The sequence below is a fragment of the Paenibacillus sp. FSL R7-269 genome, assembly GCF_000517865.1.
Classification (GTDB): domain Bacteria; phylum Bacillota; class Bacilli; order Paenibacillales; family Paenibacillaceae; genus Paenibacillus_AQ.
Map to the genome: position 1 here is coordinate 47926 of NZ_ASPS01000025.1, position 20256 is coordinate 68181.

A 20256-nucleotide genomic window follows, 5' to 3' on the forward strand; every position below is an offset into this window, starting at 1 on the left:
TAACTTGTCAGGCTCTGAGTAGTGAAGCTTAACCAACAAAGCGGGGGGATTACAGGTGTCTATGATATTGGCTATGCACATTGCTACACATCTGCTTACGGGCAGTTTCATTGTATCGATGGTGCTCATGCGCTATGAGATTTCTTTCAGGGAAAAGATTGTTCTGCTCGGACTGACCTCGTTCTTGGGAATTGTGCCGGATCTGTTGGGGAACAGATATGTATCTCCTTGGTCGCATTCCATTATAGTCATGGGGCTGGTTATGGTTCCAATTGTGTTCCTGTTCAGGCTGCTGCTGAAAAAATATTCGTATATCCACTTGTACCTATGTTTTGCTGGGAGTGTGCTGGGGCATATTCTGGTGGATTATTTGGGACATGGGGTCCATTTGGTCTATCCGCTGTCCAGCGAAGCTTATACCCTGCCCTTGATCTATCTCGGTGATCCTACGGTATGGGTGCCTATGTTGGTGGGGGTTATGAGTTTTGTATTTCCGGTGTCTTTGGGCAAGAGACGGGTGCTCAATGCAGCCTGTGCCGTGCTTCTTGTCCTGTACCTCGGTCTTAAGCTCGCCATGCTGATGCAGCTGGAGCAAGGGCTTCCGCGTAAGTTCACGCTAACTCCACAGGCCGCAGTACAAGTGTATCCGCTTAGGGATAATCAGGTTCATAGACTTACGGATTTTTGGAAAATGGGGTTTGACGTCATCGACTCCCAGCGCAGGGTGCTTGGGGTGTTGGCTGTACCGGGCGGTGGCATCCGGTTGGATGCTAACCTGATCTATGCCGTGAAGGGGGACGTTGTCCGCAGCAATACGGGAAAAGACGGGCTGGAGTATGTATACCGGATGCCCCCTGCCGGGGATGAGGCTTCATTTGAGGTGATGGAGGAGAGCGGCGACGGGCCTGCGGTTGAGATTGTTGCACGGGACCGGGAAGGGAATCCCCTCCATTTCATCTATAAGGATGGAGAGTGGCAGGAAGAATCGAAGATTGCAAAGTAGGGGGATAGCACGTGGAAGACATTCAAGCACTCATTCAAAAGCTAGACTGGGATACATCTGAAGGCGAACAAGCGGAGGCTATTCAGAAGCTTCAGGACATCCAGGATGCGGAGCTTCATCTATTGTTGCAGCCGTTAGGCAAAGAGTATTGGGGCGGAGCGGCGGAGGTTATTGTTAAGCTGGGCTATCCGCGGGTGAAGCCTATCCTGCCGGGACTGCTGGAGTGGATTCAGGACATGAATTGGCCGGGATCTCGCCGGATTGCTCCTTTTTTGAGAGAGGTCGGTGATCCGTTAATTCCATATATTCAAGAGGTATTCAGGAATTGGAACAAGGAACAGATCGCTCAAATTCAGGAGGAGCTAATCCGGCTAACTGGAGGGACCACAATTGCTCTGAAGGCCTTGCGGACGCTATGGGTCCACCAGATCTATTCGGGAGAAGCAGTTCTACTAATATTAGCGGACAAGAAACAGAGAGCCCGTGCAGAGATTGTGGAGCTGGACAGCGCGTATCCCGGCATTGATTGTGAAGCGCTGCAACGAGGATTCCGTGAAGTGATCTCCAAACCGGGATTATCCAAATTTTATATTGAGCAGCATCAGGAAGAGTTCAACTTCTGTGACCGGAAATCCAGTCTTCATGACTTCATAAGTGAAATTGAGGAACTGGTCAGTGAAGTGTCAGGCTCCGAGTAGCATCACGCGCTGAAGGATCAGTCAGCCATAATACACGCTATCCACTTGGTACAAGGTTTGCTCGATCACCGGGCAGAGGGCGGCATCCGTCTGGTAGAATTTGACTTGGAAGTACAAGCTCTTGAGGAAGTTCTTGATGTTGTTCTTCTGCCGGAAGGCGGGAAGGAAATCTGTACTTGCACTCACTTTGGCCTCATAAAAATATTGAATCCACCGCTCCACATCATCCTTACTTAGGAGTCGTCTATTCAGGACGCTGATTACAGCTCTTACCATTCGCTCGTCCTCGCCATCCGAATATACCCGATCCGTTATGGTCATCTTGCTGTGAATTAAATGCAGGATGTCCATGAGATCCTTATGCTCCAGCTCCGAACACTGCGCCAGATCGTCCAGAGCATCCGCCCCGTGCGCGATGGCATGAGCCCAGCCCTTATCTTCATCGTACCCGCGGTAATCCCGCTCTTCTTGTATGCTGTACAACACCTTCTTCTTGACCTCATGAATCTGCTCCTGTGAGAGGAAGGGAGAGGCTCTATGTCTGATGAGCAGCAGCGGTACAATGAGCATGGAGAAGGAGCGGGTGAACACGGAATCTGTACCCTGTTCCCCAAGCTTATAATGCAGATGGTCCGTATCCAGCGTGGTGAGGAGGAGCTGTTCCAGTTCAGGTACGGACAGCACATCGCCTGGAATCCAGTGAGAGAAGGTGGTGTAGATGAGATCATCCCGCAGTTCAGCATCTATAGAACCGATATGAAGCAGCATGTCTTGCGCCAGTGGGAAAGCGTCCGGGGGTGCCTGATAGTTATTGGTTTGGATGAATTGGAGCGTTTCTTTGATATTCAATCTGTGTGCCTCCTGCTGTTGAGATGATGTTACTTTCGCCATTCTATCACTGTTCAAGGACGGATGTTATCTCAAAATAGCCTGCACCGCAATCGAGATGCGGTACAGGCTGTCTGTGGCGGGTGCGTGACCACTTGCTTCACTATCCGGCCTGCTTCGCAGGCCGGAGGCGGCGGATCAGCTTCGCCAGCTCCATCACAATGACTGCGCCTAGGGCGAGTCCGGTGGCGGTCAGCCAGTGGTTCATTCCGAACGTGGCAGGGATTGAGAAGATCTCACGGACACCAGGCAGGACCGCAATGCCATAGAAGGCGAAGCAGATCATGACCGCGCCGATTACATATTTGTTGCTGAAGAATCCGGCTTCCACAGAAGTCTGGCTGTTGGAGCGGGCTGCGAAGGTCTGCAGGGTGCGCGCCAGAATGAGTGTGGTGAAGGCCATCGCAATTCCCATTTCATCCGAATGCTGCAGCCCGATATACTGGGAGATAATCACGGCAATCCCGATTAGCAGACCACGGGTAATCACTGCCTGCATCATCCCGCCTGCAAAGATGCCTTCGCTGATGTCCCGCGGCTTGCGGCTCATTACATCCGGCTCGGCCTTTTCCATGCCTAGCGCAATCGCCGGGAGGGAGTCATTCGCCAGGTTAATGAACAACAGCTGAATGGCCGTGAACGGATTGATCCAGTCGAAGATCAGGGCGAACAGGATGGCGATAATCGCACCCAGATTGCCCGCGAACAGATAGGCGATCGCCTTCTTAATGTTATCGAACACTGTCCGGCCAACGGCCACTGCATTTACAATCGATACGAAGTTATCATCGGTGAGGATCATAGCTGCCGAATCCTTAGCGACATCGGTTCCGCTGCCCATCGCAACCCCGATATCGGCTTGCTTCAGTGCAGGGGCATCATTGACACCGTCACCAGTCATGGCGGTGATTTTACCCTTGCGCTGCCAGGCCCGGACGATCCGGATCTTGTTCTCCGGGGAGACGCGGGCATAGACGCCGATCTGCTCCAGCCTGCTGTCCAGCTCCTCTTCGGACATCGCGTCCAGCTCCTGGCCAGTGACGGCGATTTCGTCCTCCGCCATCAGTCCAATGTCGCGGCCGATCGCCTGGGCGGTGGTCTTATGGTCCCCGGTGATCATAATCGTGCGGATACCTGCTTTGTTCGACTCGGCAATAGAGCCATATACGGCTTCGCGCGGCGGGTCAATCATCGCCGACAGGCCGACCAGAACCAGGTCCTGTTCATCTTCAAGGCCCACCTCTGTCACCGTGTCCGGTACATTCTTATAGGCGTAAGCAAGCACGCGCAGTGCTCTGCTGGAGAACTGTTCGTTGGCTTCATTGAAGCATTCCAGGACCTCCTCTGACAGCGGAACCTCCTGGCCCTCCAGCAGGACATGGGAACATCTGCTGAACAGAACATCCGGGCCGCCTTTGGTAAGGAGCGCCTTCTGTCCTTCGAACGTATGCAGCGTGGTCATTAGCTTGCGTTCCGAATCGAACGGCAGCTCGGCCTCGCGCGGGAAATTATCGCGGATCTCGCGGTAATCCCTGTCCTTGTTGTTGCTGAAGGCAATCAGTGCTACCTCGGTCGGGTCGCCCAGCTCCTTGCCTTCTTCATTAATATTGGAATCGTTACAGAGTACGGCGATGTGCAGCAGCTTGCGGGCTTCTTCCGACCAGTCATCGGCCTTCAGCTTGAACTGCTCTTCCGGCCCTCCAGGGAGGAAATAATCGACAACCGTCATCTTATTCTGGGTTAGTGTTCCGGTCTTGTCCGTACAGATGACACTCGTTGATCCCAGTGCCTCTACTGCAGGCAGCTTACGGATAATAGCATGCTGACGGGCCATCTTGTTCGTGCCCACGGAGAGCACAATGGTTACGATAGAAGACAACGCTTCGGGGATAGCGGCGACGGCTACTGCTACAGCGAACATCAGGGCATTCAGGATGGCTTCGGTGGTGTCCACCGTGTCATTCGAGAGCCAGACGCGTGCGGCCTGAATGGCGAAGATCAGCACAGACAGCAACAGGACAGCGATTCCCAGCTTTTTGCCGAAGCTCTCCAGCTTGCGCTGCAGGGGCGTCTGCTTGGCTTCAGCACTCTCGATTAGCCCGGCAATCTTCCCGAGCTCGGTGCCGAGTGCCGTTCCTGTAATCACCAGTGTTCCCCGGCCATAGACGACCAGTGAGCCGCTGAAGGCCATGTTGCGCCGGTCGCCCAGCGGAGCCTCCTGAGGGATAGGGTCGGTATGCTTATCCACGGCTTCAGATTCGCCGGTCAACATGCCCTCGTCAATCCGCAGACTCCCGGATTCAATAATCCGTCCATCCGCAGGCACATAATCGCCAGCCTCCAGGAAGACGATGTCGCCCCGGACCAGCTCCCTGGCCGGAATCGACAGTAAGGCCCCGTCCCGCATGACCTTGGCTTCGGGTGCGGACATTTTGCGCAGGGCGTCCAGTGAGCTCTCCGCCTTCCGGGTCTGCACCACACTGATTACAGCATTCAGAATCAGCACCACGAAGATGATGACGGATTCCATAATATGTCCCATTACGATCTGAACTGTAGCCGCGATGAGCAGCACAATGACCATAGGATCTTTGAAATTCTCCAGAAACAGCTTCCAGAGCGGGTCCTTCGCTTTGCCCTTCAACTCATTGTAGCCTTCCTTGGCCAGCCGGTTATCTACTTCAGCAGACGTAAGCCCGCTTGCGGAACTGCCGACTTCTTCCAGGGTTTCTGATATATTGCGGCGGTAATACTCCATCAGGTACAAGCTCCTCTCCCGTATGTTATTCTTTAGTCTGTATGGTCCAAATTTACGTTATATAGTATGACAAGTTTCAAGATTTTCAGTACGGGCGGCTGTTCTTAGATAATTTCTGAGAATTCTAATGAAATTCAAAGGAAAGTAGGGTATATTTTATAAATATAAACTTTTTTTCTAAATTGAGGAATCGAAATGGAGCTGATTCCGTGAGGATTTTATTAGTGGAAGATGAGCAGAGACTTTCCGAAGCCTTAGTGTATATTTTGAATAAGAATAATATTACGGTGGATGTAGCGAATGACGGAATTATAGGTCAAGGTATGGCTGAGATGGGAGGGTATGATGTAATTGTTTTGGATCGGATGCTTCCTGGCAAGGAGGGAGTAGATATTTTGAAATATCTGCGCTCCATCCAAATTAAGACTCCTGTGATTATCGTGACGGCTAAAGATGCCGTGGAGTCCAGGGTAGAGGGACTGAATGCAGGGGCCGATGATTATCTGATCAAGCCATTCTCCGTGGATGAGTTCGTAGCCAGAGTACGGGCGCTCGGTAGGCGCTCTGAAGCTGCTTTTACAGACAATAAGGTCAAGATTGCCGCACTAACTTTTGATCCGTTGCTGGGTGAAGCTATCTGTGATTCTACTACTATAAAATTCACACAAAAAGAGGCACAACTGTTGGATTTGCTTATCCGTAACCAAGGACATGTACTGACCAAAGAACAAATCCTGGAGCGGGTCTGGGGATTCGATACTGACGTCGAGATGAGCAGCGTGGAAATCTATATCTATTATTTACGTAAGAAACTGATCCCCAATGCATGTGGAATTACCATTAATACCGTGCGGGGCGTGGGCTACTGCCTGAAGGAGGCCTAACATGCTTCAAAAGGTCAGATGGAGATTAACATTTATTAATATCACAGTAATAGGCAGTATAGTGTTATTGTTCTCACTGGCGATTTACTGGAAATCACCCCGCAATCATGATGCTTTGTTTCCTTTGCTGTATAAATCACTTCCACTTCTCCTCATTACGTTACTTCTGGTATTTCTGGGGAGCTGGTTCATTGCCGGTAAAGCGTTGGTTCCGGCGAGAAAGGCATGGCAGAGACAAATTGATTTCACAGCGGATGCTTCGCACGAACTGCGTACGCCAATCACTGTTATTCAGACGAATCTGGAGCTTGTGTTGGGCAACCCTGAGGAGACCGTTGAGAGCCAGAAAAAGTGGCTGGATAATATCTTCATGGAGAATAAAAGAATGACCCATCTGGTTAACGATCTACTGATGCTTTCACGTGCAGATGCCAATGAGCATCCCTTCTCCCTGGTGTGGATGGATCTGGATCAAGTTCTTCTTGAAGCGCTTATCCCTTTTGAACCTCATGCAGCTAATGCAGACGTTACCTTAGTTTTCGATCTTGAACCGAATACATACTGCTGGGGAGACCCAGAGAAATTAAAGCAGTTAATCATTATTTTAATGGATAACGCTCTTCGTTACACTGACCGATCCGGCCAAATTACAGTTCAAATGGTCAAGAAAGACAAGACTGTAGAACTGTCAGTGGCCGATTCCGGTGTGGGAATAGAAGCGGAACATCTGGAGAAGATTTTTGACCGCTTTTACAGGGTTGATAAAGCCAGATCAAGAGACGGTGGGGGATCCGGTCTTGGGCTTGCTATCGCCAAGTGGATTGTGACGAAGCATCACGGACATATTCGGGCAGTAAGCAGCCCGGGGGAAGGGACAGCTTTTCAAATAACGTTGCCGGTGGTTAGAGCTTAATGAAGCAGCTAAAGCGTCTTACAGAAGGCTGTTTTTTAATAGGTTGTAAGTTGCGTAGTTCCTTCTGGTCAAGGGTACCCTGTAATGACTGTCTGGATAGATAATTTCGTGATTTCCCGGTATAGAGGGGAACGGAATAACTGCTTGTATATGTATAATATTGGCCAGATAGCTACGGTGGGGAATGAATATATTAGGAGAACATTGCTCTTTGATCTGCTCCAGATTCGTACTGGTCTCTATGACAGAATTATTGGCCATATAAATTTTGAATAATCGTTTGTCTGTCTTTTCTATAAAAAAAATATGGTCTTCATTAACATCTATGTCGTAATATCGTTGTTTAATATTGATCAAATGTGCTTTTTCGTGTAGCAACTGGTTGAGAAGTCTTTGTTCATTAAGGTTGGTTTTGGCTTGCCTGAGAGCCTTGTCCAGTCGGGCTTCCTGTATAGGCTTGTTGATAAAGTCCACCAGATTCAGTTCAAATCCAATACTGTAATGTTCGGGCAAAAAAGAGTTTGAAACCACAATAATTTGCAGCGGGAATCCTTGTTTGATTAGATTGCTGCAAGCGGATAAACCATCCATTCTGTCCAAAAGAATATCGGTAATAATGATATCAGGTTTGTACTTCATTACACTTTCCATTAATCTTGTTCCCGAGGAGACGCTATCCAGCAGATTGAGTCCTGCACCTAAGGCAGCCTGAATTAATTGTTTTCTTACATGATAGTCATCTTCTGCAACAATACAAGAATATCGTTCTTTCATGGCGATCTCCTTTTATAATTGAGAATCATATGAGTGTTTTCAGTATATTTTATATTTTTGACAGAAAAAAGTCTATGAGTTATTTCTTAGCTATATTATTGGAAGGTACTTTAATAACCTATGAGCGGAGAAGCAGGGGTGGTTGTCTGGGATGCTCAAGCATATGGTATATATTTGTGCGTTTATTTTTATCATTGTTTGTTTGGAAAATGGAGGATATTTTCTTGTTCATAGTAGTCATACCACTTCCTCTTTTGTAGTACTGGACAAGCCGGAGTACCGTCTTGGCGATTCCCCTTATGATGAAAGCGGAGTACCTGTGTGGACCTATCTGGACAAAACTCCGTGGGAGATTTCTAGCTCAACGTTCCTATCCAGAGCACGAGAAACAGAAGAACAGTATGTATGGTTTAAAATTAAACTTCCAGATGCAGCTTGGAAGCATCCTTATCTGTATATTTACCGGGTTCATGATAGGTTCGAAGTATACTCTAACAATAAGCTGCAGTATGCTTCCAGTGATTTGAAGCCGTCTCAACAATCATCTGCCAGCTGGACTTCGCATTATATTGAATTAGATGAAGAATTGCTGGGACACGATGTTTTTTTTCGTGTCAATTCAAATAGCCGACATCTTGGGTTTGAGCCCAAAATAATGATAGGCACTAATTCGAGTGTAATTAGAGAGCTTTTCTATGGGGATCTTGATAACTACGCGGCTGGTGTCATTCTAGGTTTTGTGGGTTTTTTGGCACTCTTCGTTTTTTTTCGATACAAAAAAGAACCTTCACTACTACATCTATCATTGTTTTCTGTAAGTGGTGGCATTATTGCTGTTACTGAGCAGGTGCAGACCCGTTTTTTGTGGAACACTCCGGTGCTGGATTCTTATCTCCATATTACAGCTATTTCTTTTATATGCGTACCCTTTCTCTCGCTTGTAGAAATGATGTACCAGAAGCAGACGATTAACAATAAAGTAATAAGAGTGTTAAAGCAAGGAGCTATTCTGCTGTTCTTTTTCGTAATCACATTGATGTGTTTTGATATGGAGCTACTGGACAGAATTAATTATCACATCTTGTTTTCTGTCTTTGTTTTTGTTGTGTTTTCAATTCTGAGTGTTACCTTGAGCCTTTCTCTAATCAAAAGAACAATGGATCAGGAATTGATTATATTAAGCTATGGCGTATTCGTATTTCTGCTAATCAATATGAAAGATCACATTGATCACCTCTTGCATTCTTTTATTTTTCTTCCGGGAAGAGGCATGAATTTGCAGCCTCATCCGGTACAAATTTCCTTGCCCTGGTCCTTATTGTGTATGATGATGACTTTTTCCATATTTCTGTACAGACGCTTTTCGAAAATTTCTGATCAAAATAAGCTATATTTAATGAAATTAGAGGAGCAGAATGAGGAACTACGGGGATTGAATACCATGAAAGATGACTTCTTGTTCAAGACCTCCCATGCACTGCTTGCTCCTTTAAAAGGGATGATTGGGGTTGCAGATTCACTTATAGAGGGCAGAAGCGGCTATTTAGACGAAGTGATTAAAAAGAGCTTATCCATGATTGTGATCAGCGGGAAAAGGCTGACTAATCTCGTTGACGGAATATTGGACTTTACCAAGCTTAAGTATGAAATAACAACCCTGGATCGTAAGGCCATTTCGTTAAGAGAGATAGCCGAACTGGTTATCCTTTCTTGTCGTACTCAGCTTCAGGGTAAACCAGTAAAAATTGCGAATAGGATTGATCCCAATGTTCCGCTTGTAGATGCGGATGAAGGCCGTGTTCAGCAAATCATTTATTATCTAATCGAAACTGCTATTAAATCTACCAATTGGGGAAATATAGAGATTAGCTCGAAGGTAATCGAAGGATATGTTCAGATTGAAATTCGGGATACAGGAGTGGGGATAACGCCGGAGAGGTGTGAAATCATCGAGAGCTGTGTAGAAGCGGATACCCAATTCTTTGCTGATGGAGGAGTAGAGGAAGTAGGTCTGGTAATCGCTAAACACTTGGTTCAATCCCACGGCGGCGACTTTCATCTCATCTCAGACCTGGGAGCGGGAACCACCGTGATATTTACACTCCCCATCTTTTCGGAGCCTAACGGCTGTTCGGTTCACCTTCCTGAGGAAGGCATAGCTGCAGATACATATGATATGACGGACCCGGCTGCAGAACACAATCTGCCTAATGATGCTGGATATTCTCAGAAAACGTTTATTCTCATTGTTGATGATGAGCCAATTAATGCTCAAGCTTTGCTCAACTTTTTGTCATCTGAGCAATATCTGGTTATGTTCGCATTAAGCGGGAGTGAGGCCATTGAGCTGATCAATAAAGGATTTGAGCCTGATCTGATTATATCGGATATTATGATGCCGCAGATGTCAGGATTTGAACTCTCCCAACGATTGAGGCAGATGTATTCTCCTAGAGATCTGCCAATCATTATGTTGGCTTCCTCCAATCTTGAGCAAGACCTGGCAAAGGGCCTGGATGCCGGAGTAAACGATTATTTAGTCAAACCCGTGTCAAAGCAGGAGCTGTTGGCACGTATAAAAATGCATACCCAGTTAACCAAGAGCAACAAAAATATAGAACTTATGCTATCTGAAAGAATAAGTAGAATCAGAAACATGTTAGATCATGCGGGACAAGGATTCTTGCAATTTGAAGACGATCTTCAGGTTCAAGCGGACTACAGCCGGGAATGCCTGGCGATATTCGGTTTTTCTATTGAACAGTATGATTTCCCCAGATTAATTTGCCCGCATCATGCGGAGAATCAACAATTTGTTAGGGATCTTCTTAAGAAGCTTTTTCATTCACAACTTAAAAAAAATCAGTTAGATACCTATCTTGCCCTATTGCCGGATACGTATGAAGCAGATGATCTGCTCTATAGAATTCAGTACCGGTTCTTTACTTGCAAACAGACAAATAAAAAGATTTGCCTAGTTACCATCAAGGACATCACCCAGCAACGATTGTTGGAGCAGCATCTGGAAAAGGAACGGCAGCAATTGAGAATGATAGTACAGGTAAGAAGCAATCATAATCTCTTTTGTGATTATTTACAGCAATACCGTGAGTACTCCCTTTCTCTAAACTACCTGATTGAAGGCAGACACGAATTGTTGTTAGAGGAGGTGATGGGGATATATAAGACCATACATACGTTCAAAGGATATTTTAAATCATTTCATATGCATACAAGTTCATCCAATATTTACGAGATGGAGAAACGATTATATGAATTCACAAGGAGAGCACATAAGGAGCAAGGCGATTTAACAACAATAATAGATGAATTGAAATTATTTGATACATGGATTCAGAAGGATATGGAGCTGCTTGAAGAAATTTTTGGGGAAACCTTCTTGGAGCAGGCGCATGTGTCTGGGAATGAAACAACAAGCTTAAAAAGTATTTCAGAGGTAACAGATTTAAATTCAAAAGAATTGTTAACACTGGCAAGAGAAATTGGCAAGAACATAAATCCGTTAGTCGTTACAGGCGCGGATATTGAAATTAATGTGGACCTTCACCGCGGAATCTCACAGATCCTGACCCATCTGCTGCGAAACTGTATTGTACATGGAATTGAGATTTCGGGTGAGCGGATAAGCAGGGGCAAGAGCCCTTACGGCACCATTCAATGTCATTTTTCACTACACCACGATAATGAAAGGCTTCACTGCATAATTATGGATGACGGACAAGGCATTCGAGAAGACTTAGTCAACAATATTTTTGAAGAAGGTGTTACAACAAGCTTTGGGCTGAATTCTTATGCTGGTCATGGGCTCGGGTTATCAGTAGTCAAAGAATTGATTGAACGGCTAAATGGTTCTATTATAGTGATCACCGAACCGGGTGCAGGAACAGAAATGCTGATAGACCTTCCGTACCTTATTCATGATTATTCAAGGCGAAAGCTTAACGTATATTAAAAAAATTCAAATAAGAGAGTGGGAGAATATCCTGCTTTCTTTTTTTATGGAGTCTTCCGAAGCATCCATTCTACCGAAAGAGGTCGAATTTCCAGCCTAATTGTCCATTTTTAGTCCTATCTGGACAAAGGGGTTATTTATACCTACTTCTCCCTTTATAGTTAGTACATTGGGAGCGGAATACAGATTTTTCTGGAAAGAGGGAGGAGGTCACTGGTATATGAAGTTATTTTGCTTTTCTTATGCAGGCGGCTCGGCCATGTTTTACGGGAACTGGAAGGATTATTTTCAAGGCGTGGTATCCGTTATTCCAATGGAATTGCCAGGTAGAGGCAGCCGTTTTACAGAACCGTTATGCCGCAGTATTGAGGAAATGGTGGATGATGCCTTTAATAAGGTTCGGAGGCAGCTGGATGGCTCTGCGTACATATTATTTGGTCACAGTATGGGGACTATTGTCGTTACTGAGCTTATTAACAGGTTATTGCTTGCAGGATACTATGAACCTCAGCATGTATTTCTCTCCGGGAGATTTCCGCCACATTTGGGTACTAAACGTCCTATAAGTGAATTCCCTGAAGAGCAGTTCATCGACGAAATCTACCGGATAGGAGGAACTCCACGGGAGCTTATTGAGAACAAGGAGTTATTTCAGATGTTCATCCCGATTTTGCGGGCCGATTATAGAGCGTTAGAAACATATTCATATAGAGATAGGGGCTTTCTCTGGAACTCGGATATCACTGTATTAACTGGGGAGGAGGATGCAACACTTACCGAATCCGATAACAAAGCCTGGAAGAACTATACTCTTGGAAGCTGTAGCTTCATCGAATTCCCGGGAGGGCATTTCTATCTTTTTGAGCAAGCCAAGAGCGTTACAACATTAATTAATGAGACACTGCTGAGCAGAAAATATGCTGAAAGGAGTATGAGTTACTAATGAGAACAATAACTGCGCATAAAAAAGAAACCGCACCACTGAATTATCTTTCGGATGAGGAGAAGAAGTTTCAGAATCATGTAAAGCATTTTGCCCAGATAGAAGTTAGCCCGCTTATCCATCAAATGGATAATGACGCGAAGATGGATAAAGGACTTATAAATAGTCTGTTTACAGAAGGGCTGATGAATATAGAAATTCCTGAGGCGTATGGGGGATCAGCACATCCCTTTTTCTATTCGATCCTGGCGATTGAGGAAATGGCAATTGTTGATCCGGCAGTAGCCGTCTTTATCGATGTGCATAATACACTGGTAGTTAATGCACTTATACGCTGGGGAACCGAGTTGCAGAAAGAAAGGTTTTTGCCAAGATTGGCGAACGGCACTGTAGGTGCATTCTCCATTACGGAAGAAGAAGCGGGCAGTGATGCGGCCTCTTTGACCTGTCGGGCAGAGAAGGTAGACAACGGGTATATTTTGAACGGTAAAAAACACTGGGTAACCAATGCGGCTGAAGCCGAATTGTTCATCATGTTCGCGAAGGTTCCTTCCTCCAATCCAGCACAGTCATCCAGCAGCGGGCATTTAACCGCATTCATCATTGACAAGAACGTATCTGAAGGAATAACTGTTTGTGAGCCGCAATTAAAAATGGGAATCCGGGCAAGCTCCACCTGCGACATGATTATGGATAATGTGTTTGTACCCGATGAGAATGTTTTGGGTTCTCGAAGCAAAGGGCTAATGATCCTGCTTGAGACGTTGTCAGATGGAAGAATTGGTATAAGTGCTCAAATGTTGGGCCTTGCGCAAGGCGCTTTTGATGAAGCTGTGAAATATTCAGGAGAACGAATTCAATTTGGAGAATATATCTCCACTTATCAGGGGGTACACTTTCCTCTTGCTCAGCTGGCAACGGAAATTCAGGCAGTTCGATTAATGATCTACAATGCGGTGCGGATGAAACAAGCTAAATGTAACTTTAGAGAGCTTGTCCTTCATTCAAGCATGGTTAAGCTGTACGCTTCTCAGGTGGCGGAAAGAGCTGCCTCGCAATGCCTGGAGATTATTGGCGGGAAGGGATACATGAAAGGAAATGTATTAGAAAAGTTATATAGAGATGCTAAAATCGGAACGATTTATGAAGGCACATCGAATATACAGCTTAGTAATATAGCAAGGCATTATGTGAAAATTAAATAGTGGAGGGTATATTGCATGAGAGACTTATATGCTGTGGTCCAAGCGTCGGATACTCTTGATTCTGAGGAATTGAAAAAGAACTCAACAATTGTCGAGATACTGCAAAAACGTGCAGCGATCCACCCGGATCAACCAGCTTTTTGTTTTCTCACATATTTGAGTAACAAAAGACAGGAGCATAAGCTGAACTTTAAACAACTGGATACAGGAGCACGCAAGGTAGCTGCTTATATGCAAAGCTTGGGGTTGTCCGGGAAACGGGCCATTCTAATGTATCCGGATGGTTTGGATTTTATTGTCGCTTTTTTGGGTTGTCTTTACGCGGGAGTAACTGCCGTCCCTCTCTATCATTTCATTACTAGAAGAAAGTCTGACCGGATGTTGTCTATCATAGAGGACTGTGATCCCCAAATCTTTATGAGCGATAGCAAGCGCATTTCAACGATCAAAAAATTTACCGATAATCAATTCTCCGGCACAACCTTTAATTGGTTAACAGTGGAACAGGCGGAGGAAGTGAATCCGGACGATTTCAAGCCAATGAACTACCAGCGAGATGAACTGGCTTACCTGCAGTATACTTCAGGCTCCACCTCTACACCTAAGGGAGTCATGATCACGCATAACAACATCATGCACAATATGGATGTTAACCAATGGAGCTTTGACCTTACACAGGATTCCATTGGCGTGTCATGGATTCCTCATTATCATGATATGGGACTTGTGCTCACGATCTTACAGCCCATTTATTCAGGATATCGCCAAGTCTTCATGCAGCCGGCAGATTTCGTATCAAGACCGTTCCGGTTTTTGAAAGCGATATCCGATTTTAAGGGTACCATGACACTTATGCCCAACTTTGCCTATGAACATTGCGTTCTCCATGCTACAGCCGAACAGAAGCAGGAGCTAGATTTATCCAGCATTGTTATAGCCATTAACGGTGCTGAACCTGTTCAATATTCTACTCTGGAAGTGTTCAATCAGGCCTTCCAAGTATGCGGCTGGAAGGAGAATGCTATGGCCCCTGCATGGGGTCTGGCAGAGGTGACACTTACGGTAACAGCCCATAAGCCGACGGGTGGTCCGGTCCGGGTATTGGATGTAGATCAATATAAGCTTGAGCAGAATATCGCTGAACCGGCCGGCAAGGATTCAGGTACGATACGTTACTGCAGTGTGGGAGCAGCGAGAGCGGATACACAGGTGGTGATTGTTAACCCTGATACCCTGACAGAGTGTCCCGAGGGGCATGTCGGAGAGCTTTGGGTATCATCAGATAGCGTCGCTATTGGATATTGGAATAAACCTGAGAGCACTAACGATACGTTCGCAGCTTATTTGGCTGTAACGGGAGAAGGACCTTTTATGCGTACAGGCGACTTGGGTTTTGTATGGGAAGGGCAGCTATACATTAGCGGCAGAATAAAAGACGTAATTATTATCCGGGGTTCGAACTATTATCCAAATGATATTGAGTTTACGGCAGCCCATTGCCATCCCCAGCTTGTACCTAACAGCTGCGCAGCATTTGCTGTCACGGAGGGGAATCAGGAATGCTTATATATCGCCCAAGAAATTAAACGGACGGAGACCAACCGGATAGATGCACTGGGGATCTGTGACAGCATACGTAAATCTGTTGCTGAAATTCATGGATTACAAGTACAAGGGATCTTGTTATTGCGCTTTGGAGGGATACATAAGACATCCAGTGGAAAAGTTCAGCGCAAGCAGTGTAAAGAAGCCTACTTGCAGGGTGAGCTTGATGTGTTGCATACCAGTATCGCCGGTCAGGACAATAATGATGTGAAAGAACCATCCGCTGAATTAAAGCAAATCGAGAAGTGCCTCCTTGAGCTAGTTGGCAGTTCAACCCGTATAGACTGCAAGCAAGTCCGTATTACAAGCAGTATGGTGACTATGGGACTCGATTCAATGGCGATGATGATGCTCAAGCAAAAAATCGAAGATATGTTCCTGTGCCAGCTTGAACTGGCTGATCTATTCAACTGCACGTTAGCGGAATTGGCATGTATTATTAAGGATTTCACCCATTCGAAAGAAGGGTCAATACATCCATTAGAGGATTTGGCAGCGCTCGGTTCTATTAAGGACGTAGAGAGTGAAACCTTCCCTTTGACGGAGCTTCAGAATGCCTATTGGATGGGGCGTAATGAAGGCTTTGAGATAGGTGGAATTGCCGCTCACGGGTACCTCGAAATAAAGGTGAAACGAATGGATGTGGATCATAAGCGATTAAACCTTGCATGGCAGAAAATTGTAAAGCGCCATGAAATGCTCAGAGCTATGATCACTTCAGACGGAAAACAGCTTATAGTAGATTCGAACTCAAGCTATGATATTACTTACCACGATTTAAGTACACTGCATTCAACCCTTCAACAAGATCACTGCGAAGAAATAACACGCAAACTCAGTCATCAGGTTATCCCTCTGGATACTTGGCCGATGTTTGAAATTCATCATAGCAAGCTAGGCCCACAGGAAAGTATTTTGCATTTCAGTATTGATCTAATGATTGCGGATATCTGGAGCATCAATCTGCTATTTAAAGAGTGGTACCAGACGTATGTAGATCTGGAAACATCGCTCAATGAATTAAATTACACCTTCCGGGATTATTGCCATGCGTTAGAGCTGCTTAAGGGAACTGAGTTATATCGGAAATCTGAGATTTATTGGAAAAATCGTGTGGAGCAGCTGCCTCAGGCCCCCGTCCTGCCATTGGTTAAGTCGTTAATGAATCTGGGTGAAATCAAATTCCATCACCGGAGTTACACACTTCCTTCACACCTGTGGAACAAGTTAAAGGAACAGTCTTCCTTACACGGAGTGACGCCCTCTGTAGTTATTCTTTCGGCGTACTCCAAAATACTCGGAATGTGGAGCCAATCGGCACAATATTCACTGAACTTGACGCTCTTTAACCGGCAGCCCCTTCATCCCGATATTCACCTGCTCGTTGGCGAGTTCACTTCAGTTCTGGTATTTGGAGTAGACCTGGCACGAGCCGAATCCTTTGCGGACTATGCGCAACGGATACAGCGCCAACTGGCTGAAGATATGGATCACCGTTATTACAGTGGTGTTAATGTAGTTAGGGATCTTGGTCATAAGTGGGGGAAATCACCATATGAGTCTGTTCTGCCAGTAGTCTTCACAAGTGCGATATCCAGCGAATCCTCCATGGTATTCGGTGGAGGCGACAATTTTTTTGGAAAGGTAGAGACCCAATCCCAGACGCCTCAGGTGTACCTGGATCACCAGGTGTATGAAGAGGGAGACGATTTGATTCTAAGCCTGGATGCCATAGAAGAATTGTTTCCAAATAAGATGCTGGATGATCTATTCCATGTGTACATTAAATACCTGGAGGAACTGGCCTTACATTCAGAGAGATGGAGCAGTCTGGACGGCGGTCTTCTGCCTGAGAAGCAGCTGGAGCGGAGAACTACGTATAACCGGACCGAAGCACAGTTGTCCGAAGTGCCTGATGAGATGCTGTACAGCCGGTTTGTGAAGCATGCGATTCAAAAGCCGGGGAATGCAGGAATCATTACATCTGCACGTACATTAACGTATGGGGAAATATTGAACGGTGCCAGTTTTATTGCAGCTTCATTAAAAGCACAGGGAGCTAGGCCGAATGAATTAATTGCTGTATCTATGGAAAAATGCTGGGAACAAATCGTAGTTGTTCTAGGAGTTGTAATGGCAGGAGCCGCTTATGTGTGCATAGATCCTGCATTGCCTAAAGCGCGTCAAGAATATGTGATGGAGCATAGCAGTGTCAGGTTTATTTTCGCCCAACGCCTCCTTAAGGGCCTGCCTCCCGGCATAACCTGTTGTGTCGTGGATGAGACTATTTTACAGGAGCAGGTCAAAATTGTAGAGACTGATGCCAGTCCGGATGATTTGGCCTATGTGTTATATACTTCGGGATCAACAGGACTGCCTAAAGGGGTGTCCATCTCTCACCTGGGAGCACTTAATACGATTCTGGATATTAATCATAAGTTTGAGATTCATGAAAAGGATCGGATTTTGGCATTGTCTTCTCTCAGTTTTGACTTGTCGGTGTACGATATTTTTGGAATTCTCCTGGCGGGAGGAGCTATTGTTATCCCTGATCCGTCTACGGAACGCAACCCTGCACATTGGTTAGAGATGATGAAGCGGCATAAAGTTACGATTTGGAATTCGGTTCCATCCTTGATGGAGATGCTGGTGGAGACAGTAGAAGCGATGCGATGCAGCATCCAATTAAGGACGGTACTAATGAGTGGTGACTGGATTCCATTACATCTTCCTGAGCGTATTTGGCGGCTTGGGCCTGCTACGGAAATTATCAGTCTCGGCGGAGCTACTGAAGCATCTATCTGGTCGATCTACCATCCTCTCCGTTATATAGATTCTTCTTGGAGCAGTATTCCGTACGGGAAACCTTTGTCCAATCAAAAGTTTTACGTGCTTCACCCGGATTTAAGTGATTGCCCGGAATGGGTGACAGGCGAATTGTACATTGGCGGTGCCGGAGTCGCTTTGAATTACTTTGGGGATCAGGAAAAGACGAAGAGGTCATTTGTGCAGCATCCTGTTACAGGTGAACGGATCTATAGAACAGGAGATTTAGGGCGTTTTCATCCTGAGGGTCATATCGAATTCCTGGGCCGTGAAGACTTCCAGATTAAGCTGGGCGGCTTCCGTATTGAACTGGGCGAAATCGAGAGCGTGATTCATCAGCATCCGAAGGTAAGAAGAGCTGTAGTTAAGAAGGTCTTAGGTAAAGAAGGAAACGCCAGCTTAGCCTCCTATCTTGTTCTGCATTCAGCGGTTGAGTCAGAGGACATGGCAAAACAAGGCGGAGATGATTTCGGCCGCAATATGTCACAAGAGCTGCGGGACGACAGCTTCATTACTGACAAGCAGGAAAGGATTCTTTTTAAACTAAGCCACAAGGGACTTAGAGCGCCTGAAATGTTAATGCGTGAATCCGGAGAAACGGGAGAACACACGATAATGCTGGAGGCGCAACCATTCGATCATGACGATTATATTAAACGGTCCAGCTCCAGACGTTTTCTGGATACTCAGGTGTCTCTGCGGACTCTTTCCAGCTTCTTAGGGTGTCTGCAAGGCAGGGAAGTTGGGGATGCAGAACGTTTCCGCTATGGTTCGGCAGGACATTTATACCCTGTGCAGGTGTATTTATGTATTAAGGACAATAAGGTAGCTGGATTAAGCGGAGGTACTTATTATTATCATCCTTTGGATCATACGCTGATTCCTCTCCGTACCTCCAAGGAAATGAATGGGGATCTGCATGTCATTGAGAATAGAATGATATACGAATCGGCGGCCTTTACGATTTTCCTGATAGGAAAGCTCCCGGCGATTGAACCCTTGTACGGCAAACGTTCCAGAGACTATTGCCTGATTGAAGCGGGTCTAATCATACAGCTGCTGGAGACCTCTGGTATTCAGAATGAAATTGGAGTATGCCAAATCGGTGCATTAACCGATGAGCGTCGGGTTCCCGAACTATTGGCGTTGGATTCAGATCATATCCTTCTTCATACTTTATTGGCTGGAGGGGTTGATTATGCAGATCCGCTGCGGGGAGTTCCTACGGAAGCGAAAGACAACTTACCCATTGAGTCCTTCCCAGAACGAGTAGAAGAGGAAATTCGTAAATATTGTACTCAAAAGCTCCCGCATTATATGGTGCCTTCATCCTTTACATTTATGGACAGATTGCCGCTCACGCCGGTTGGCAAGGTCGATTTGAAGGCATTGCCGGAACCGGCAATTGAACGGCCAACGGATCAGGGGAACACGAACCCGGCAATGAATGAGATGGAAGCTCTAATCCATCGTATATTTTTCGCGAAATCAGGCATGAATGCCCAGCTTGATGTCCACAAAAGCTTCCTGGAGCTTGGGATTGATTCATTGACAATCACCCGGGCTTGGAGAGAGATCGTACAAGAGACCGGGATTCAGTTCCCCGTTGTCCGCGTTTTTGAAAAACCTACGATCGCCAGCTTGGCCGCGTTCCTAATGCAGCAAGATGCAGAATCGCAGAGTAAACTGCTTGTAAATGAAGCCATTGCGGATACAGCTGTTAGCGAGAAAGCGGCGAAACAGAGACAAGCATTAATCAATCGAAGCAAACGCCGCTGACATTATA

At 46.1% G+C, this 20256-nt stretch carries 11 protein-coding genes; 8 read left to right on the forward strand and 3 right to left on the reverse strand.

Annotated features, from left to right (window positions below):
* The first annotated feature begins 61 nt into the window (after window positions 1-61).
* On the forward strand, window positions 62-1003 hold the full coding sequence (locus C162_RS12855) for a metal-dependent hydrolase (RefSeq protein ID WP_036694866.1): 942 nt from the start codon (window positions 62-64) through the stop codon (window positions 1001-1003).
* An 11-nt stretch (window positions 1004-1014) separates the two neighbouring features.
* On the forward strand, window positions 1015-1701 hold the full coding sequence (locus C162_RS12860) for a DUF5071 domain-containing protein (RefSeq protein WP_036694867.1): 687 nt from the start codon (window positions 1015-1017) through the stop codon (window positions 1699-1701).
* Window positions 1702-1722: 21 nt separating this feature from the next.
* Here the strand turns inward: C162_RS12860 and C162_RS12865 are convergent, their stop codons facing one another.
* Complete coding sequence (locus C162_RS12865; protein WP_036694868.1) at window positions 1723-2550, reverse strand: DUF2785 domain-containing protein; 828 nt, start codon at window positions 2548-2550, stop codon at window positions 1723-1725.
* Between the two features lie 142 nt (window positions 2551-2692).
* Window positions 2693-5347, reverse strand: coding sequence for a cation-translocating P-type ATPase (locus tag C162_RS12870; RefSeq protein ID WP_036694869.1), 2655 nt, complete (start codon window positions 5345-5347; stop codon window positions 2693-2695).
* A gap of 209 nt (window positions 5348-5556) precedes the next feature.
* On the opposite strand from C162_RS12870, the gene C162_RS12875 reads away from it, so the two are divergent.
* Window positions 5557-6231 (forward strand): response regulator transcription factor, encoded by a 675-nt coding sequence (locus tag C162_RS12875; RefSeq protein ID WP_036694870.1) that lies wholly within the window; start codon window positions 5557-5559, stop codon window positions 6229-6231.
* Between the two features lies 1 nt (window position 6232).
* Window positions 6233-7144, forward strand: coding sequence for a sensor histidine kinase (locus C162_RS12880; protein ID WP_051493439.1), 912 nt, complete (start codon window positions 6233-6235; stop codon window positions 7142-7144).
* 18 nt (window positions 7145-7162) lie between these two features.
* Here C162_RS12880 and C162_RS12885 read toward each other — a convergent pair whose 3' ends face one another.
* On the reverse strand, window positions 7163-7918 hold the full coding sequence (locus C162_RS12885) for a LytR/AlgR family response regulator transcription factor (protein WP_036694871.1): 756 nt from the start codon (window positions 7916-7918) through the stop codon (window positions 7163-7165).
* A 151-nt stretch (window positions 7919-8069) separates the two neighbouring features.
* Between C162_RS12885 and C162_RS34355 the strand changes: the two genes are divergently transcribed.
* The 4 genes from C162_RS34355 to C162_RS12905 all read left to right on the forward strand — a co-directional run bounded on the left by C162_RS34355 (window position 8070) and on the right by C162_RS12905 (window position 20249).
* Window positions 8070-11891 (forward strand): ATP-binding protein, encoded by a 3822-nt coding sequence (locus tag C162_RS34355; RefSeq protein ID WP_051493440.1) that lies wholly within the window; start codon window positions 8070-8072, stop codon window positions 11889-11891.
* A 220-nt stretch (window positions 11892-12111) separates the two neighbouring features.
* Window positions 12112-12834: a thioesterase II family protein gene (locus C162_RS12895; RefSeq protein WP_036694872.1), complete on the forward strand. Its 723-nt coding sequence runs from the start codon at window positions 12112-12114 to the stop codon at window positions 12832-12834.
* On the forward strand, window positions 12834-14039 hold the full coding sequence (locus C162_RS12900; protein ID WP_051493441.1) for an acyl-CoA dehydrogenase family protein: 1206 nt from the start codon (window positions 12834-12836) through the stop codon (window positions 14037-14039). Before C162_RS12895 ends, C162_RS12900 begins: the two co-directional genes overlap by 1 nt.
* Window positions 14040-14054: 15 nt before the next feature.
* Complete coding sequence (locus C162_RS12905; protein ID WP_051493442.1) at window positions 14055-20249, forward strand: non-ribosomal peptide synthetase; 6195 nt, start codon at window positions 14055-14057, stop codon at window positions 20247-20249.
* Window positions 20250-20256 lie beyond the last annotated feature (7 nt).